The sequence below is a fragment of the Burkholderia sp. BCC1640 genome (assembly GCF_902833125.1).
GTDB lineage: Bacteria > Pseudomonadota > Gammaproteobacteria > Burkholderiales > Burkholderiaceae > Burkholderia > Burkholderia diffusa.
The window spans coordinates 1-16,586 of the sequence record NZ_CADFEF010000030.1; the positions used below are offsets into that span (position 1 = coordinate 1).

The 16,586-nt window shown below is 68.0% G+C and carries 18 protein-coding genes; 7 read left to right on the forward strand and 11 right to left on the reverse strand.

Translation table 11 applies throughout. The annotated features are described in order from the left end of the window. The 3 genes from HWX25_RS26485 to HWX25_RS26495 all read right to left on the reverse strand — a co-directional run. The coding region (locus tag HWX25_RS26485) for an amidohydrolase family protein (RefSeq protein WP_175911381.1) at positions 1-383 on the reverse strand (383 nt) is incomplete at its 3' end. A 19-nt stretch (positions 384-402) separates the two neighbouring features. Then, positions 403-570 carry a DUF1427 family protein gene (locus HWX25_RS26490; protein WP_059534375.1) on the reverse strand — a complete coding sequence of 56 codons (168 nt, stop codon included), beginning with the start codon at positions 568-570 and terminating at the stop codon, positions 403-405. A 169-nt stretch (positions 571-739) separates the two neighbouring features. Next, entirely contained in the window at positions 740-1,426 is a 687-nt protein-coding gene (locus HWX25_RS26495; RefSeq protein ID WP_175911383.1) for a hydrolase, read from the reverse strand. Positions 1,427-1,734: 308 nt separating this feature from the next. Between HWX25_RS26495 and HWX25_RS26500 the strand changes: the two genes are divergently transcribed. Further along, on the forward strand, positions 1,735-2,016 hold the full coding sequence (locus HWX25_RS26500) for a XapX domain-containing protein (protein WP_175911385.1): 282 nt from the start codon (positions 1,735-1,737) through the stop codon (positions 2,014-2,016). Between the two features lie 155 nt (positions 2,017-2,171). Further along, positions 2,172-3,080: a LysR family transcriptional regulator gene (locus tag HWX25_RS26505; RefSeq protein WP_175911388.1), complete on the forward strand. Its 909-nt coding sequence runs from the start codon at positions 2,172-2,174 to the stop codon at positions 3,078-3,080. Between the two features lie 28 nt (positions 3,081-3,108). Here HWX25_RS26505 and HWX25_RS26510 read toward each other — a convergent pair whose 3' ends face one another. The 3 genes from HWX25_RS26510 to HWX25_RS26520 all read right to left on the reverse strand — a co-directional run bounded on the left by HWX25_RS26510 (position 3,109) and on the right by HWX25_RS26520 (position 7,038). Continuing rightward, entirely contained in the window at positions 3,109-4,572 is a 1,464-nt protein-coding gene (locus tag HWX25_RS26510) for a mechanosensitive ion channel family protein (RefSeq protein ID WP_175911390.1), read from the reverse strand. Between the two features lie 173 nt (positions 4,573-4,745). After that, positions 4,746-6,539 (reverse strand): winged helix-turn-helix domain-containing protein, encoded by a 1,794-nt coding sequence (locus HWX25_RS26515; protein ID WP_175911392.1) that lies wholly within the window; start codon positions 6,537-6,539, stop codon positions 4,746-4,748. A 193-nt stretch (positions 6,540-6,732) separates the two neighbouring features. Then, positions 6,733-7,038 (reverse strand): hypothetical protein, encoded by a 306-nt coding sequence (locus HWX25_RS26520; RefSeq protein WP_175911394.1) that lies wholly within the window; start codon positions 7,036-7,038, stop codon positions 6,733-6,735. On the opposite strand from HWX25_RS26520, the gene HWX25_RS26525 reads away from it, so the two are divergent. Continuing rightward, the gene (locus tag HWX25_RS26525) at positions 7,037-7,678 is read left to right on the forward strand and encodes an HD domain-containing protein (RefSeq protein ID WP_175911396.1); all 642 of its coding nucleotides are present in this window, start codon (positions 7,037-7,039) and stop codon (positions 7,676-7,678) included. The two genes, HWX25_RS26520 and HWX25_RS26525, sit on opposite strands and share 2 nt — an antisense overlap. Before the next feature lie 25 nt (positions 7,679-7,703). Here HWX25_RS26525 and HWX25_RS26530 read toward each other — a convergent pair whose 3' ends face one another. Continuing rightward, the gene (locus tag HWX25_RS26530) at positions 7,704-8,129 is read right to left on the reverse strand and encodes a DUF3331 domain-containing protein (protein WP_059698900.1); all 426 of its coding nucleotides are present in this window, start codon (positions 8,127-8,129) and stop codon (positions 7,704-7,706) included. A gap of 404 nt (positions 8,130-8,533) precedes the next feature. On the opposite strand from HWX25_RS26530, the gene HWX25_RS26535 reads away from it, so the two are divergent. Together HWX25_RS26535 and HWX25_RS26540 are read left to right on the forward strand one after the other, a co-directional pair. Next, positions 8,534-8,689, forward strand: a complete 156-nt coding sequence (locus HWX25_RS26535) for a hypothetical protein (RefSeq protein ID WP_175911398.1) — start codon at positions 8,534-8,536, stop codon at positions 8,687-8,689. Continuing rightward, positions 8,686-9,507 carry an alpha/beta hydrolase gene (locus HWX25_RS26540; RefSeq protein ID WP_175911400.1) on the forward strand — a complete coding sequence of 274 codons (822 nt, stop codon included), beginning with the start codon at positions 8,686-8,688 and terminating at the stop codon, positions 9,505-9,507. Before HWX25_RS26535 ends, HWX25_RS26540 begins: the two co-directional genes overlap by 4 nt. Positions 9,508-9,635: 128 nt before the next feature. Here the strand turns inward: HWX25_RS26540 and HWX25_RS26545 are convergent, their stop codons facing one another. Next, positions 9,636-11,216 (reverse strand): MFS transporter, encoded by a 1,581-nt coding sequence (locus HWX25_RS26545; protein WP_175911402.1) that lies wholly within the window; start codon positions 11,214-11,216, stop codon positions 9,636-9,638. Positions 11,217-11,299: 83 nt separating this feature from the next. On the opposite strand from HWX25_RS26545, the gene HWX25_RS26550 reads away from it, so the two are divergent. Next, on the forward strand, positions 11,300-12,328 hold the full coding sequence (locus HWX25_RS26550; protein ID WP_175911404.1) for an HlyD family secretion protein: 1,029 nt from the start codon (positions 11,300-11,302) through the stop codon (positions 12,326-12,328). After that, positions 12,325-13,749 (forward strand): efflux transporter outer membrane subunit, encoded by a 1,425-nt coding sequence (locus HWX25_RS26555; protein ID WP_175911406.1) that lies wholly within the window; start codon positions 12,325-12,327, stop codon positions 13,747-13,749. The genes HWX25_RS26550 and HWX25_RS26555 overlap by 4 nt, the downstream gene beginning before the upstream one ends. Positions 13,750-13,823: 74 nt before the next feature. On the opposite strand, the gene HWX25_RS26560 is transcribed toward HWX25_RS26555, so the two are convergent. The 3 genes from HWX25_RS26560 to HWX25_RS26570 form a co-directional block, all read right to left on the reverse strand. Continuing rightward, positions 13,824-14,480 (reverse strand): response regulator, encoded by a 657-nt coding sequence (locus tag HWX25_RS26560; RefSeq protein WP_244135309.1) that lies wholly within the window; start codon positions 14,478-14,480, stop codon positions 13,824-13,826. Positions 14,481-14,598: 118 nt separating this feature from the next. Further along, positions 14,599-14,970 carry a response regulator gene (locus HWX25_RS26565; protein ID WP_175911410.1) on the reverse strand — a complete coding sequence of 124 codons (372 nt, stop codon included), beginning with the start codon at positions 14,968-14,970 and terminating at the stop codon, positions 14,599-14,601. Between the two features lie 55 nt (positions 14,971-15,025). Then, complete coding sequence (locus HWX25_RS26570; protein ID WP_175911412.1) at positions 15,026-16,513, reverse strand: winged helix-turn-helix domain-containing protein; 1,488 nt, start codon at positions 16,511-16,513, stop codon at positions 15,026-15,028. Between the last annotated feature and the right edge of the window lie 73 nt (positions 16,514-16,586).

Genomic DNA, 16,586 nt, shown 5'->3' on the forward strand with positions numbered 1-16,586 from the left:
TTCTCCACGAACTGATGTTCGGTGAAGCCGCCGACCACGCGCACCCACTGCGGCGCGGGCGTGATCGCGACCTGACGCTTGAGCATCTCCATCGCGACGGCGAGCGAAGGCACGCCGTCCCAGCGGAGCTCCATGTTGTAGTTCAGGCCGCCGCGAATCACGTGGCAGTGGTTGTCGATCAGGCCCGGCAGCACGCCGCGGCCGTCGAGGTCGACCACCTTCGTCGCGCGGCCCGCGAGCGGCATCACGTCCGCGTCGCTGCCGACCGCGACGAAGCGGCCATCCTTGATCGCGACGGAAGTCGCGACGGGGTTCGTGCGGTCGAGGGTCGTGAATCTTCCGTTATGGAGGATCAGATCCGGTTGGGTCCCGGTTGCGGTCATGTGCATCACCTCGCTTCGATCAGAAGCCAAAGAGCTGTTTGAGGGTGGGAATGGCCTGCACGCCGATCACCATGCCGAGCAACCCGACCAGTGCGATCAGCGGCGGCGCGGGAGAGCGGACCTTGATTGCGCTGTAGATGACACCGATCAGCACGCCCGCACCAAGGGAAACCAGATAAGGTTCCATACGATCAATCTCCCGGACAAGTTGAAATGCAGGCCCTATGTCCTGGCAAACGCCGGGCGGACGGCATCGTGAATCATCACGGTTCGCCGTCCGCGTCGACGCATCGCCGATGCGGCGCGTCCGGATCGGGCACGCCGCTTCGGCAGCGACAGTCGAGGACTGTCCGCGCTTACTTCGCCGGGACGGCCGGGATCGACTCGTGCGGCGTCGCGGTGCGCTGCGCAGCCTTGTGGACCATCGTGTACGCGTAGTCGACGCCCATGCCGTACGCGCCCGAATGTTCCTTCGCGATCGCCATCACGGCGTCGTACGTCTCGCGGTGCGCCCAGTCGCGCTGCCATTCGAGCAGCACTTGCTGCCAGGTGACCGGCACGACGCCCGCCTGCACCATCCGCTGCATCGCGAAGTCGTGCGCGGCCTGCGTCGTGCCGCCCGATGCGTCGGCGACCATGTAGATCTCGTAGTCGCCTTCGAGCATCGCGCAGAGCGCGAACGTCGTGTTGCAGACTTCCGTCCACAGGCCCGACACGACCACCTTCTTGCGGCCGTTCGCGGCCAGCGCGTCGCGCACCTTCTGGTCGTCCCACGAGTTCATCGACGTGCGTTCGAGCGTCTTCTGGTTCGGGAACACGTCGAGCAGTTCGGGATAGGTGTGACCCGAGAAGCTGGTGCTTTCGACGGTCGTGATCGTGGTCGGGATGTTGAATACCTTCGCGGCCTTCGCGAGACCGACGACGTTGTTCTTCAGCGTCTGGCGATCGATCGACTGAACGCCGAACGCCATCTGCGGCTGCTGGTCGATGAAGATCAGCTGGCTGTTGTGCGGAGTGAGTACTTCAAGCTTCGGGTTGCTCATGGCGGTGATGTCCTTTGACGCGGAGAAAAGTGAGGCTCGCCTCGCCGACGAATCCGCGAGGCGTCCGATGCGCTGTGTCGGGAGGTTCGACAGCCGGCCCGCATCATTCAATACGCAAATTCGCGATCACGCCAATTAATCGTTCTGATCATCGCGACCCTCGAAATTCAGGCTTAAGAGATCTGAATTTGGTTGAATCGACACGTGACGAACGCACAGACCTGATAGGCTGAACCGAGACTTTCGGATCGACGCCAGATCGGTAGTTATCCAGATTTTTCACCCGGTCGTCACTCCATTCCAATTCCATGAAACCGTACACTGCTTCGCTTTTCGCCGGCATGCTCGCCGGCATCGTCTACGCGCTGATCGGCGTGCAATCGCCGGCGCCGCCGACCGTCGCCCTGATTGGCCTGCTCGGCATTCTGGTCGGCGAACAGATTCTTCCCGTCGCGCGGCGGATGGTCGGCGGAATCCGCCTCGGAACCGCGTGGAGCGACGCGAAGTGCAGCCAGCACATGTTCGGCGCGCTGCCCGGCGCGCACGCGTCCGACGCTGCCACGAAGCGCCGCGAATCGACGCCGACCTGACCGGCATGCGTTGACCGGATGCGGCAACGCGCGTCGGCGCGCACGCTTGCGCGTTTTCCGGCACGTCGGGCGATGCCTCGCCCCGATCCGTATTGGATTCGGTGCCGCTTGACGCTAACATGACAGCCCGATGCCCTTCCCCCGTGGAATTCGCCATGAAGCTGTCCTTCGAAGCGCTCGAAGCACTGGACGCGATCGACCGCACCGGTACGTTCGCCGAAGCCGCGGAACTGCTGCACCGCGTACCGTCCGCGCTGACTTACCTCGTACAAAAGCTCGAGAGCGACCTCGACGTCGCCTTGTTCGACCGCAGCGGACGCCGGGCGCGGCTCACGCACGCGGGCCGCGTCGTCGTCGAGGAAGGCCGTCGGCTTCTGCATGCCGCCGAACAGCTCGAACGCAAGGCGCAGCGCGCGCAGCAAGGCTGGGAAACCGAGGTCCGCATCTGCGTCGACGAGATCCTGCCCTTCGAGGCGATGTGGCCGTACGTGCATGCGTTCTACGGTCTCGAGATGGACACGCGGCTGCGACTCTCCACCGAAGTGCTCGGCGGCACCTGGGATGCGCTGATTTCGCGCCGCGCCGATCTGGTCGTCGGCGCGTCGGGCGAACCGCCGGAGCTGCCCGACATCGTGACGCGGCCGATCGGCACGCTCAGGCACGTGTTCGCGGTCGCCCCCGACCATCCGCTCGCGGCGCTGCCGGAGCCTCTGTCGATGGCGTCGGTCGTCGAGCATCGCGGCGCGGTGATCTCCGATACCTCCCGCGAACTGCAGCCGCGTTCGGTCGCCGTCGATGCCGGGCAACCGTATCTCGCGGTGCCGACGCTCGCCGCGAAACTGGCCGCGCAATGCGAGGGACTCGCGGTGGGCACGCTCCCGGACTGCATCGCGGCACGCGCGATCGCGCAAGGCAGACTCGTCGCGCGCCAGGTGACCGGCATGCGCGACACGACCCATTGCTATATCGCGTGGCGCGGCGACGAAGCCGGACGCGCACTGCACTGGTGGGTCGAGCAACTCGATCGCCCCGACCTCGTCGACCGGTTCACCGCGCTTGCCTGATTCCGCGGCCGCACGCCATGACGCCGCGTCAGCCGAACGCATCGTGCAGGCGCTTCATCTCCTTCTCGAGCCACTCGATCAGATTGAACGACGCGTGAGCCTTCGCGGCCGGCGGGATCAGCATCCTTTCCTCGGTCGCGATGTGCTCGGTCAGCGATTCGCACATCAGCCTTCCCAGTTCGGGCTTCCTGGCGATCAGCGGGGACAGGTCGCGGCTGCTCAATTGATACGCCGTCACGGCGGTCACCGCGTAGACGCTCGCATGAAGCCGCGTGCCGGCGAGCACGACGGACTGGCCGATCGCGTCGCCGGGCGCCATGCGCCTGACTTCGATGTCGCCGGCCGCGCCCGGCACGAACACCGACGCGACGCCGCTGCCGACGATGGTCAGCAGCCGCGCATCGGCATTCGACGCGTAGATCACCTCCCCCTTGTGGAACACGCGTGACGCCAGCGCGTCGGCCAGCACCGCCAGATCCGCGTCGTCGAGCTGCCGGAAGAGTTCGACCGCACGCAACAGGCGCTGCCCCCGCGAAACCGGACGATGCTCCGCGACGGTCCCGGCAAGCGGGCGCAACGCGACGTCCGCGGCGGCCAGGTGCCGATGGGTCAGATCGTAGAGGCGGTTGCGGACCTCGATCTTCTTCTGCAACGTGTCGACGTAACAGATGAGCTCGTATTCGATCGAGTTGGTCCGGAACGCCTTGACGACCGAGACCGGCGCGGGGCGCGTCAGCACGTCGAGCGAACTCGCGGCGGCGCGATCGAGCGCATCGACGACCACGGCGGGCCGCACGCCGGGATCGATCTCGATCGTCAGCGTCACGCCGTGCACGCTCGCGGGCTCGCTCAGGTTGACGATCGTGGCCTTGGCCGCCGCGCTGTTCGGCACGACGACCAGATTGCCGAGGCTGTTGATCATCTTGGTCGCGCGCCAGTTGCTTTCGACGATGCGACCTTCGAGCTCGCCGATCGACACGGTGTCGCCGAGGCGAAACGGCTGCGTGGTATTCAGGACCAGGCCCGAGAACACGTCGTTCAGCGTGTTCTGGAGCGCGAGACCGAGGATGACCGCCACGGCGCCCGACGTCGCGACCACCCCGCTCAGCGGCAACCCGAGGACGTAGCCCAACGCCGCGACGGCCGCGGCACCGAACACGGCGCCCGCCGCGATGTCATGAAACAGCCGCTGGTTGCGCCACGCACGCGGCAGCAGCAGATGATCGAGCATCAGACTGAACACCAGCGCGCACTGCAGCCACCACGCGACGGCGATTGCCTGGATCGCAAGGCGGTCGAGGCGGTCGGGCGACGACGGCACCGCGAGCGGGCTCACGCCGGTCGAGAACAGCGCATAAGTCAACGCGGCGAACGACGCGCAGCGCCAGATCGCCTTCGTCGTCGAACGGCCGGCCCCAAGCAGCCGCCAGGCAATCAGGTCGGCAAGAACGATCGGCGCGCCGTAGGCGACCGTGTCGGACAGGTTCGGCATGCTGGAATGGGCTGAGGGCGCGCTTCGCGACGGGCGGGGACCCTGCGCCGGCAGTCAGTGGCGTCGCGACAGCGATGAGCGGACAGTCCCCGCGCATGCAATGTAGACGCGCCGGCCGGCCAGGTCCTGTATTCGGCCTGAAATGTTCTGAATGTGCCGTCGGCACACGGGCGCTACGCGTCGCGCGGCGACACCTCGGCCTCGCCCGCCTCGAACCCGAGCGCATGCACGGCCGACCAAGCGTCGTGCGCGACCTGCGTCGGCCGCGACGTATGAGCGAGCGCCGCCGCATACGCGGCCAGCAGCCGCACGCGCGCGTCGGCGTGCTCCGGTGTGTCGTCGAGATCGCGCATCGCGTCGAGCGCCGTGCGCGCCCGTTCGCGACATTCGTCCACGAGCGACAGGTCGAACAGGCACGGAACCGCGACCGCCGCCAGCGCGATGCCGACCTGCACGTCTCCGTTCGGCGAAAACGCCCAGTCAAGCGCCGCACGCAGATTGCCGAGCTCGCGCCGGATCACGTCGAGCCGCGATTCGGCGAGCTGCCCGCCATCGTCGATGGGCGCGAGCCTGAACAGCGTGTGGAAGTAGTTCGCATGCGCAAGCGCCGCGGCCGCGCATTCGCCGTTGTTCTCGAGTTGCTGGAGCGCATAGGCGCGCGTCGTCGTCAGCAGCCGGTAGCGCGGCGCGCCGTGCGTGCTCTCCAGGCTCAGCAGCGATTTCGACACCAGGCCGGCGATCGTGTCGAGCAGGTCCGCGCCGGCCAGCCCCTTCGTGCCGACGATCTCCCGCACCGCGTCGATCGAGAAGCCGTCCCGGAACACGCCGAGCCAGCGCAACAGCAGACGTTCCGCGTCGCCGAGCAGGCGGTAGCTCCAGTCATACATCGCCTGCAACGTCTGATGACGCGGCAACGCCGTGCGAAAACCGCCGGTCAGCAACCGGAAATGGTCGTCGAGATGCGCGGCGAGCACGTCGATGCCGAGCACGGCCGCGCGGGCCGCGGCCAGTTCGATCGCGAGCGGCAGGCCGTCGAGACGCCGGCAGACCGACGCCATCAGCGTCAGGCTGCGTTCGTCGAGCGGAAAGCGCGGGTCGGCGGCGCGGGCGCGCGCCGAGAACAGCTGCACGGCGCTCGCGCCCACGATCGCGCGTTCGTCCGCGCCCTCGTCGGGCACCTCGAGCGGCAGAACCGGACACAGTCGCTCGCCCTGGATGCGCAGCGCCTCGCGGCTCGTCGCGAGCACGCGAAGGCCGGCATCCGCCTCGGTCAGCGCGGTCGCGATCCGCGCCGCGGCGTCGAGCAGATGTTCGCAATTGTCGAGCACCAGCAACATCCGCCGATGTGCGACGCTGGCGAGCACCGCCTCGAGCGTCAGCGATCCCGCCGGCTGCGCGAGCTCGAATGCGTCGGCCAGCGCGTCGGGCACGAACTGCGGGCACGCCACCGTGGCGAGCGACACGAACGCGGCGCCGTCCGGAAAGCTCGCCTCGGCGCGCATGGCCGCTTCCAGCGCAACCCGCGTCTTGCCGATGCCGCCGGCGCCGACCAGCGTCACGACGCGTGCGGTGTCGAGCGCGGCCAGGACCTCGGCGACCGTCTGTTCCCGGCCGATGAGTTCCGTCGGGGCCTGCGCCAGCCGCGACGTCGCGGGACGCACGGGCGCCGCGCGCTCGGCTTGCCCGCCCACCAGCCGGTAGCCGCGCCCCGGCACCGTGACGATCAGGTTCCGGTCGCCGCCCAGCGCCTTGCGCAACGCGGCGACATGCACCTGCAGGTTGTTTTCCTCCACGACCGTGTGCGGCCACACGCGCTGCATGATCTCGTCCTTCGATACCAATGCGCCGTTCGCCCGAATCAGGAGTTCGAGAATTTCGAATGCGCGACTGCCGATTCTCAGCAGTTTGCCGTTCGAGCGAATTTCACGTCTGTCGAGAAAGACGTGAAGCGTTCCAATCCGGATCATGTGAATTCTTAATCGTTTCCATTCGTCGATGCCCTGTCGGAAATGACACCGCTACCGTGCCAATGCTACGGCATTCGCTTCGAACAATGATTCAAATTATCAGAACCCAATGAACAAATTTTTTGAATCGATGAAATTCGCGAACACCGCCGACGGGACGGCATTTGTTCTCGCACACGCGCAGGATCTCGCATCACGGCGTCCGGCAGCACCGCCGATACGCGAAATAGTGATTTACCGATGAATTCTTTTCCGGCAGCAAAACCCGGTTATTCCGGCTTCGCTTTGGCAACCCGTCGTTTGCCGTGGCGAATCGAATGAATTGCGTTAATGTTCCGGAAAAGATGACTCGCGGCATTTTGGCGGAACCGATTTCCATCCCGCCGGTCGGGCGATTTTTCCTTTCAGAATGATTCAGGCCGCGCTCAAGACATTCGGCGGCGCGGCGCGAGACGATGGGCACCGGACAACCACCGTCACGCCGCGAGGAGGCGACCATGGGCCACCGTATCGCCGGCATCCTGATTCCCGACAGCGCGATCGCGCGCGAAGCGGCCGCGATCGTGCGGGCCAGCGAGCCTGAACTCCTGTTCCGGCATGCGATGCGCGTGTTCGCGTTTGCATCTGTCATCGGCACGCGTCGCGGCATCGCCTTCGATGCCGAGCTCCTGTACGTCGCCGCGCTATTCCACGACATCGGACTGACCGAAGGCCACCGCGACTCGCACCGGCGCTACGAAATCGACGGCGCGAACGTCGCGCGCGCATTCCTCGGCGGATACGGCGTTGCCGCCGAAGACGCGGCCGAGGTATGGCGCGCGATCGCGCTGCACACGTCCTTCGGCCTTCATCCTCACATGACGCCGCTGACCGCATTGCTCGGCGCCGGCATCGAGACGGATCTCTTCGCGCGCCATCTCGACGAGGTGAGCTGCGCTGAACGCAACGAGATCACGAACGCGTGGCCGCGAGGCCCGTGCTTCAAGGAGTTGTTCCTCGAAGCGCTCGCCGCGGGCACCGCGCATCGCCCCGAAACCGCGTTCGGCAACGTATGCGCCGACGCGCTCGAGCGTTGCGACCCGGACTATCGTCGGACAAATTTCTGCGGCCTGGTGCTCGGGTCGAAATGGGCGGACTGAGCGCGGCCGGCCGTGCCCGTCACGGTCATGAACGGGGCAGTCTGACGATGAACCGGTCCAGCTCGGACGCGAGGATCGCCTCCCGATAGTTCGCGGGGCGCTTGGCGCCGCGCCATTGCGGTTTGTAGATCGCGTCGCCGGTGCGAATCGTCGTGCCGGTCAGCGCGCAGCGCCCGGCGCTGCGCGACTTGGCGCTGATCCAGCGCTGCTCGTCGTAGCGACAGCGCGTCGGATCGCTCCACGATATCAACACCGATGAATCGGTCTGCCGCTCGACCGCGACGATCGCGCATCGGCGGCGCGCATCGCCGCTCGACGCGGGCGGCGCCTCGTCACGATGGCGGCGGCGCGCGGCGTCCGCGTCGCGAAGCTGCGACAACGCATTGCGACTCACTGCGGGCGACGGGTCGAGCAGTGTCATCACGTGTTCCCAGCGATTGAAGGCGTTCATGGCAACGTATCCAGGCAAATGGCGACGGGCCGGACGCATCACACCCGGGCACATCGCGGTCGTCATCCGCCGCCGCGAACTGGCACGATCCGCGACACGATGACCTGACCTTGACGATAGCGGGCCGCCGCTAAAGAGTCTTGATGCCCGGCTTAATTTTTCTGACCGGTCGGTTCATGCGTCGCGCGACACGCGCCGCGGCCGCGTTCATGACAATTCAGCGCGATTTCAGTACAGGACGCGCGGCCGCGCGATAGGCTCCTGTCCGCATTCGTTCGCTACGTTGCGCGCCCGCGGGCGCGAACGCGAACGCATGCCGGCTGCCGGCGCGATCGCCGCAGGCGGGCAGATCCGACCCAACCAACCAGCGCGGCACCGTTCCACCGCACGTTCAAGGAGTTCCCATGCGTCCCGCAGATATCGACGCCGTTCCCTCGGCGCGTCGCCGAGACATGTTGCTGGCCGGCGCGACCGCCGTTGCCGCCGCCACGCTGCCGGCCGCCGCTGCCGCCGCCGCGCCCAAACAGCCGCTTCCGCCCATCAAGGAGCCCATGCGATGAACACGATCACCACGAAAGACGGTACGCAGATTTACTTCAAGGACTGGGGCAGCGGCCGCCCGGTCGTCTTCTCGCACGGCTGGCCGCTGTGCGCCGATGCGTGGGACGCGCAGATGCTGTTCCTCGTGCAGCACGGCTTCCGCGTGATCGCGCACGACCGGCGCGGTCACGGCCGCTCCAGCCAGCCGTCGCAAGGCAACGACATGGACACGTATGCGGACGATCTGGCGGCGCTGATGAATGCGCTGGACCTGCGCGAAGCCACGCTCGTCGGCCACTCCACCGGCGGCGGCGAAGTCGCGCACTACATCGGGCGCCACGGCACGAAGCGCGTGTCGAAGGCCGTGCTGATCGGCGCGGTTCCGCCGCAGATGGTGAAATCGGCGTCCAACCCGGGCGGCCTGCCGATGGACGTATTCGACGGCATCCGCAAGAACGTCGCCGAAAACCGTTCGCAGTTCTACAAGGATCTCGCCGTGCCGTTCTTCGGCTACAACCGCCCGAACGCCAAGGCGTCGCAAGGTACGATCGACGCATTCTGGGCGCAGGGCATGATGGGCGGCGTGCACGGCCAGTATCTGTGCATCAAGGAATTCTCCGAGGTCGACTACACCGAGGACCTGAAGAAGATCGACGTCCCGACGCTGATCCTGCACGGCGACGACGACCAGATCGTGCCGATCGACGATTCGGCGCGGTTGTCCGCGAAGATCGTGAAGCACGCGCAGCTGAAGGTGATTCCCGGCGGATCGCACGGGATGTGCGTCGTCAATGCCGACCTGATCAATGCCGAACTGCTCGCGTTCCTGAAGGCGTAAGCGTCGCGGCACGGCGCGTCCGGCCGTTGCGCCGGCGCGCTTCAGCACGATTCAGGATTTTTCAGGCCGGCACCATCTCGTTGCGGCGAGCGCGATCGCGAAGATCGTCGCTGCGCGATGGCGGGTGCTTACGGCGCGCGCGCCGGCCTGAGCAGCATGCCGATCATCACCCCCGCAACCGCAACCGCCATCGCGACCCGGAAATTGTCGGCCAGCGCGAGCGTGGTCGCCTGGACCCGGACCGCCCGGTCGAGCAGCGCATAGGCCGCCTGGTCGCCTGCCGCGAAGGTGGCGCCGTGCGACACGAGTGACGCCGCGCCGGCCCGCAGGCGGTCGAGCGTTTGCGGATCCGACAGCGTGACATGCAGACCGACGAGATTCGAATGGGTAGCTTCCATGATGCGCTGGATCACCGCGATCGACGTCGTGCCGAGCTGCCCGCTCAGCAGGCGCGTCGTCTGCACGACGGCGCCGAACGTCAGCACGTGCTCGGCCGTCACGTGCTTGCCGAAGAAGTAGATGACCGACGTGAGCGCCATCGTCTGCCCGAGCGCCTGGAGCAACTGCGACGGGATGAAATCGGGTTCGGCCCAGGCGGACGTGAGACGCGCGCCGAGCGCGAACGCAACCGCCACCATCAGGAAGCCGGCCACGATCAGCCGGCGCGGATCGACACGCTGCAGCAGCCACGCGACGCACGGCGCGAACAGCAGTTGCGGAATCGCGATCCAGCGCAGCGTATCGCCGATCTGCAGCGGACGCAGCCCGTAGGTGCTCGCGAGAAATACCGACGGGATGAAGCTCGTATTGAGCACGGTAAAGCGCACGAGGCCGACGAGCACGATCAGCCATGCGATGTTGGGCCGCGCGAGGTAGCCGAGATCGATCCCGGCCCGCCGGGACGTGAGCTCGTGAATCAGGAACGCGGCAACCATCAGGATGCCGATGCACAGCAGCGCGACGATCAACGGCGACTGGAACCAGAACAGCCGTTCGCCCTGATCGAGCGCGATGCACAGGCACGTGAATCCGCCGGCGCCGAGCAGCATGCCGCGTGCGTCCATACCGGACGCGAAACGCTTGATCGGCTCGTTCGACAGCGACAGCAGCAGGCACACGATGAACGGAAGCGTCAGCAGCGCGTTCTGCCAGAACAGCCAGCGCCAGCTCAAATGTTCGCTGTACCAACCTTCGAGCGTCGCAGACAGGTTCAGCGACATCTCGAGGTTCATCGCATACGCGGCGATGCCGAACGGAATGAGCCGCGGCGGCAGCGTGCGGACGACGAAGCCGACGGTCAGCGGCACGAACACGCCGGACGCGAAGCCGGCGAGGCTCTGGAACACGATGAACGTGCCGAAGTTCGTGCACAGCGGCAGCACGCTTTCGACGACGAGAAACACCGACGCGCCCGCCAGCAGCACGCGGCGCGTGCCGAACACGAAGGCCGCCGCGATCGCGAGCGGGCCGACGAACATCTGCGATGCGGTGAACGCCGTGTTGATCCACGCGCCTTCGTCGAACCCGACGCCGAGCGCGCCGCGCACGTCGGCGAGCCCGAGCGACGTGATGCGCGACGTCAGCGTCGCGATGATCGCGCCGAGCAGCACGGACGCGATCGCGGCGATCGAACGAAACGTCGGTATGTCGGTGGCTGGCGCGGCGGCCGGCCCCGGTGTCGCGCCGCCGGGGGCGAACGTGGTGTTCATCGTCGAGTGGTTTCCACACATGAGGCTCGCGCAAGCATAGCGCGATGCGAAAAAAATCGTCTGTTCGATGGAGTATCCCGACCATGACCCCGAACCCGCCGGACGCACCGTCCCCGCCCGCCGCGCGCTCACGCAAGTGGCCGATCGTCCTGATCGCCGGTTGTGCACTGCTGCTCGTCGCGCTGCTCGTCTACGAATTCGATGCGCATGAGCGCGGCACCGACGACGCCTACGTGACAGGGCACCTGCACGTGATCTCGCCGCGCGTGGCGGGCACCGTCGAGCGCGTGCTGGTGGACGACAACCGCTTCGTGCACGCGGGCGAGCCGCTCGTCCGCCTCGACCCGCGCGACTTCGACGTGCGCGTCGCGCTGCAGCGGGCGCGCGTCGCGCAGGCACATGCCGACGCGAGCCGCGCGAAGGCGCTGGTCGAGCAAGCCGAGGCGACGCGCGTGTCGGCGCATGCGGACGCCGAGAAGGCCGAACTCGATTACGCACGCGCACGCGAGCTGACGCGCGAAACGCCGCGCGGGTTGTCGCAGCAGGAATTCGATGCGGCCAACGCGGCGCGCACTTCCGCCCGCGCGCGCGTCGCCGCGGCCGACGCGCAGCAGCGCGGCGCGCAGGCCGCGTGGCAGGCCGCCGCCGCCGTGTCGAACCAGAACGACGCCGAGCTGCGCGACGCGGAGCTTCAGTTGCAATACACGACGGTCGTCGCACCGTCGGACGGCTACGTCGGCAAGAAAACCGTCGAGACCGGCGAACACGTCGCGCCCGGCCAGGCGCTGCTGACGCTCGTCGAGCCGCACCCGTGGGTGGTCGCGAACTTTCGCGAGACCCAGCTGCGGCACGTGCGCACCGGCGACGTCGTGCAGTTGCGCTTCGACGCGCTGCCGGACCGGACCTTCAGCGGACACGTCGACAGCCTGTCGCCCGCGACCGGCGGACAGTTTGCCCTGTTGCCGCCCGACAATGCGACCGGCAACTTCACGAAGGTCACGCAGCGGGTGCCCGTCAAGATCCTGCTCGACGGCCAGGCGTCGAGCGAGCCGCGCATCCGGCCCGGCCTGTCGGTCGTCGTCACGCTGCAGCGCGAGCGCACTCGGCCATGATCCGCATCGCCGCCCTGTTCGCCGCCGGCTTGCTCAGCGCGTGCACGATCGCGCCGCGGCCGCTCGCGCCCGTGCCGGTCGGGTCCGACCGGTTTCGCCACGCGGATGCGGCGCACGAGCCCGCACCGCCGCTCGCCGAGTGGCCCGCGTGGTTCGACGCACCGCCGCTCGTCGCGCTCGTCGATGCCGCGCTCGCCGGCAATCCCGACATCCGCGCCGCCGCGGCGCGCGTCGATCAGGCGCAGGCGCTGCTCGGCGTGCGCGAAGCCGCGTTGGCGCCCACCGTCGGCGTCGCGCCGTCGTTCAGCCGCGCGCGCGTGTCGGGCACGGTTGACAACGCATTGCCGAAACGCACGATGCACAACTGGTCGGTGCCGTTCAACGCGAGCTACGAAGTCGATCTGTGGGGGCGCCTGCGCGGCGACGCCGAGATCGGCCGGCAGAACGTGCTGCAGGCGGATGCCGATCGCGCGGCGGTGCGCCTGCGCGTCGCGACCGAGGTCGCGGCCGACTACCTGACGCTCCATTTCGTCGAACAGGATCTCGCGACGCTCGCGCGCGCGATCGAGCTGCGGCGCACCGCGCTCGACGTGATCGCCGCGCGCGTGCGGGCCGGCGCGGCGAGCGATCTCGACGCGCTGCGCGCGTCGGCCGATCTCGATACGGCACGCGCCGATCTCGCGGACAGCAGGCGACTGCGCGAAAACCTCGTCGACGCGCTCGCCGTGCTGACCGGCGTGTCGCCGACCGCATTCGCCGTCGCGCCGACCGCATCTGCCGTTCGCGTACCGGACCTGCCGCCCGGCCTGCCGTCGACCCTGCTCGCGCAACGGCCGGACGTCTACGCGGCCGCGCGCCGTGTCGACGCGGCATCGCTCGATATCGGCGTCGCCCGCACCGCGTGGCTGCCGACCTTGACGCTGACCGCGCAGGGCGGTTTTGCCAGCCGCGATCTCGGCACGTTTCTCGATCGCAACAGTTCGCTGTGGGGACTCGGTGCGAGTGTCGCCGAAACGCTGTTCGACGGCGGCAAGCGCGACGCCGCGGTGGCCGCCGCGACGGCGGGCGCCGACGTCGCCGACGCGAACTATCGCGCGACCGCGCTCGGCGCGCTGCGCGAGGTTCAGGATGCGCTCAACGACATCGCCGCGCAGAAGGAGCGGATCGTGCGCTACGACGGCGCGGCGCGCGCCACCGAGGCGGCGGCGCGTTTGTCGCTGAGCCGTTACGCGCACGGCTACGTCAGCTATCTGGAAGTCATCGACGCGGACCGCGATGCATTGAGCGCGCAGCGCCAGCTGATTCACAGCCGCCAGGCGCTGGCCATCGCGACGGTCGGTCTCGTGCGCGCGCTGGGCGGCGGGTGGACGCCGCCGGCGTCGGCGCCGGCGGGCGACGCGCATCGCGCCGGGCTGTTCTGAAGATGCCTGAACGTGCGTTGCGCCGTCGCTGGCGCGCGCCGATGCCGTCGCGTCGAACGGGCCGGCGCGCCCGCTCAGTCGCCCGCGCCGGCCGGACGCACACCGAGCGCCTCGGCCTGGCGCACGAGATCCGGCAGCGTGCGGACCTGCATCTTCTTCATCACCTGCGCACGATGCACCTTCACTGTGATTTCCTGCAGCCCGAGATTCGACGCGATCTGCTTGTTCATCAGGCCCGCGATCACGTGGCTCATGACCTCGCGTTCGCGCGGCGTCAACGATGCATAAGCCTGCCGCACCGCATCCAGCGCTCGCTCGCGAACGAGGCGTTCGCCGTCGCGGGCCAGCGCGCGGCCGACCGCATCGAGCATCGTCTCGTCGTCGAACGGCTTCGTCAGGAAATCGAGCGCGCCGCCCTTCATGGCCTTCACGGTGGTCGGTACGTCGCCGTAACCCGTCATGAACAGGATCGGCACGTTCAGGCCCGCGCGCACCGCTTCCTCCTGAACGGCGAGCCCGCTCTCGTCGGCAAGACGCACGTCGAGGATCAGGCAGCTCGGCACGTCGGGCCGCTCGAAGGCGAGGAACGCGCGCGACGTCGCGAACGTCTCGACGCGAAATCCCGCCGAGCGCAACAGCGCGCTCAGTGCGCGCCGCAGCGTTTCGTCGTCGTCGACCACATAGACGATCGGCGCAGGATCGCCCGCGCTCTGGTTGCGGTTCGAAGTCATATCCGGCGTGCTCGCCATCGCATTCCCTGAGTAGTCATCCGCTTCATTATCGAATGATAAACCGAGAAAAATTCGGGCGGCTACGCCTGAACGCGCGACGTGACGGCCGGTGGGCCGATCAAGCGGGCGGTGCGCCGGATGCGACCTGATCGATCAGGTTGAGCATGTCGTCAGATGGAAACGGCTTGCGCAGGAACGCGACCGCGCCTTGCGCGAGCGCCCGGCGGACCGACTCGTCGTCGCCGTGCGCCGACATCAGGATGACCGGAAGCGCCGCGTTGCGTTGTGCCAGCAGGCGCTGGACGTCGAGACCGCCCATCCCTTTCATCTTCAGGTCGAGCAGCACGCACGCCGCGTCGTCCAGCGGGCCGGCCGCGAGGAATTCCTCGCCAGACGGGAACGGCAATGCGGTATGGCCCGCCGATTTCAGCAGGCTGACAAGACTCTTTCGGACCGACGCATCGTCATCGATGATGCAAACAAGGGCCATGAAATAAGAACCGGAAAATTGTGTCAGTCGAGAACATCGCCGTGCGGCCCGGGGTTCACGCCCACGACCCGGCAAGCAGCATGGGTTGCGCCGACGCGTCGGCCGGCGCGGGGTGCGGCGTGTTCGCGATCGCGTCGGCCGCGAACGACGCGCACCGCGCATGGAGGCGCCCGGCCTCGCCCGACTCCGCCAGTTTCTCGAGCGCGTATGCGCGCACGACCTCGAGCAGCGAGTAACGCTTCGACAGCCCGACCGAATGGACGACCAGAAGCGATTTCGATGCAAGGCCGACGAGCGCGTCCAGCACCTCCTCCGAACCCAGTTCGTCACAGGCGGCGAGCGCGCAGGCCGCGTCGAGCCGGAACGCATCCGGAAACACCGCGAGACGGCACAGCACCGTGCGCTCCATGTCGTCGAGCAACCGGTAGCTCCACTCGATGGTGGCCCTGAGGGTCTGCTGCCGCGGGTGGGCCGTGCGCAGGCCGCCGGACAGCGACAGCACGGACTTGTCGAGATCCGCCGCCAGCCCCTGGATGCCGAGCGATGCGACACGGGCCGCCCCGAGCTCGAGCGCGAGCGGCAGGCCGCTCAGGCGGCGGCAGATGGTCGCGATCGCGTCGAGGGTCTTCGCATCGCACGGAAGGTCCGTCCCCATCGCACGCGCGCGCGCCAGGAACATCCGGACCGCGCCGCTCGCGACGATATCGCCGGCGTTCGCGCCGGCCGGCGGCACCGACAGCGGACCGACGCGATAGACCCGCTCGCCCGCGACGCGCAACGGCTCCCGGCTCGTCACGACGAGTATCGCGCCAGGATTCGCGTCCGCGATCGCTTCGCTCAGATCCGCCAGATCGTCGACGTACGGCTCGGCGTTGTCGAACACCAGCACGACGCGCTGCTCGCCGATCGCCCGCACGACATCGGCGGGCCCCGCGGTCGCGCCGCCCGGCAGGTCGAGCGCGCCCAGCACCGCGGATGCCGGCGTCGCGCCGGCCTGCAGGCCGGCCAGATCGACCCGGGCCATCTCGATCCCGCGCGCCGCCGACCAGGCCGTCGCGACCTCCAGCGCCAGATGCGTCTTGCCGACGCCGCCGGGGCCGACCAGCGTGACGAGCGCCTCGCGCTCGAGCAGCTCGTGCAGCTCGGCCGCTTCCGTCTCACGACCAATCATCGGACATTTGCGCGGCGCGGCGCTCGTGCGGGCCGCGCCCGCCGATTCGAAGGCGATCGGCAGGCGATCGTCATGCGTCCGGTCCGCCGGTGGCGCGAGCCGGTAGCCGCGACCCGATTCGGTCCGGATCCACCCGTGCTTGCCGCCGAACAGCTTGCGCAGCGTCGAGATGTGAACCTGGATGTTGTTCTCGACCACGACCGTGTGCGGCCACACGGCCTGCATGATCTCGTCCTTCGACACCAGCCGGCCGGCCGCCTTCACCAGCAGCTCGAGGATCTCGAATGCCCGGGCGCCGATATACCGGGGCTGCCCGTCGACGCAGACCTCGCGGCATTCAAGGGAAACCGTCACCTGCCCGAACGTGTACATGATCCGCACTCGCTTATGCTGCGTGGCACCTTGCGCCGCCTCGCGAGACGACGCGCTTCTGGGTTGCCCGTCC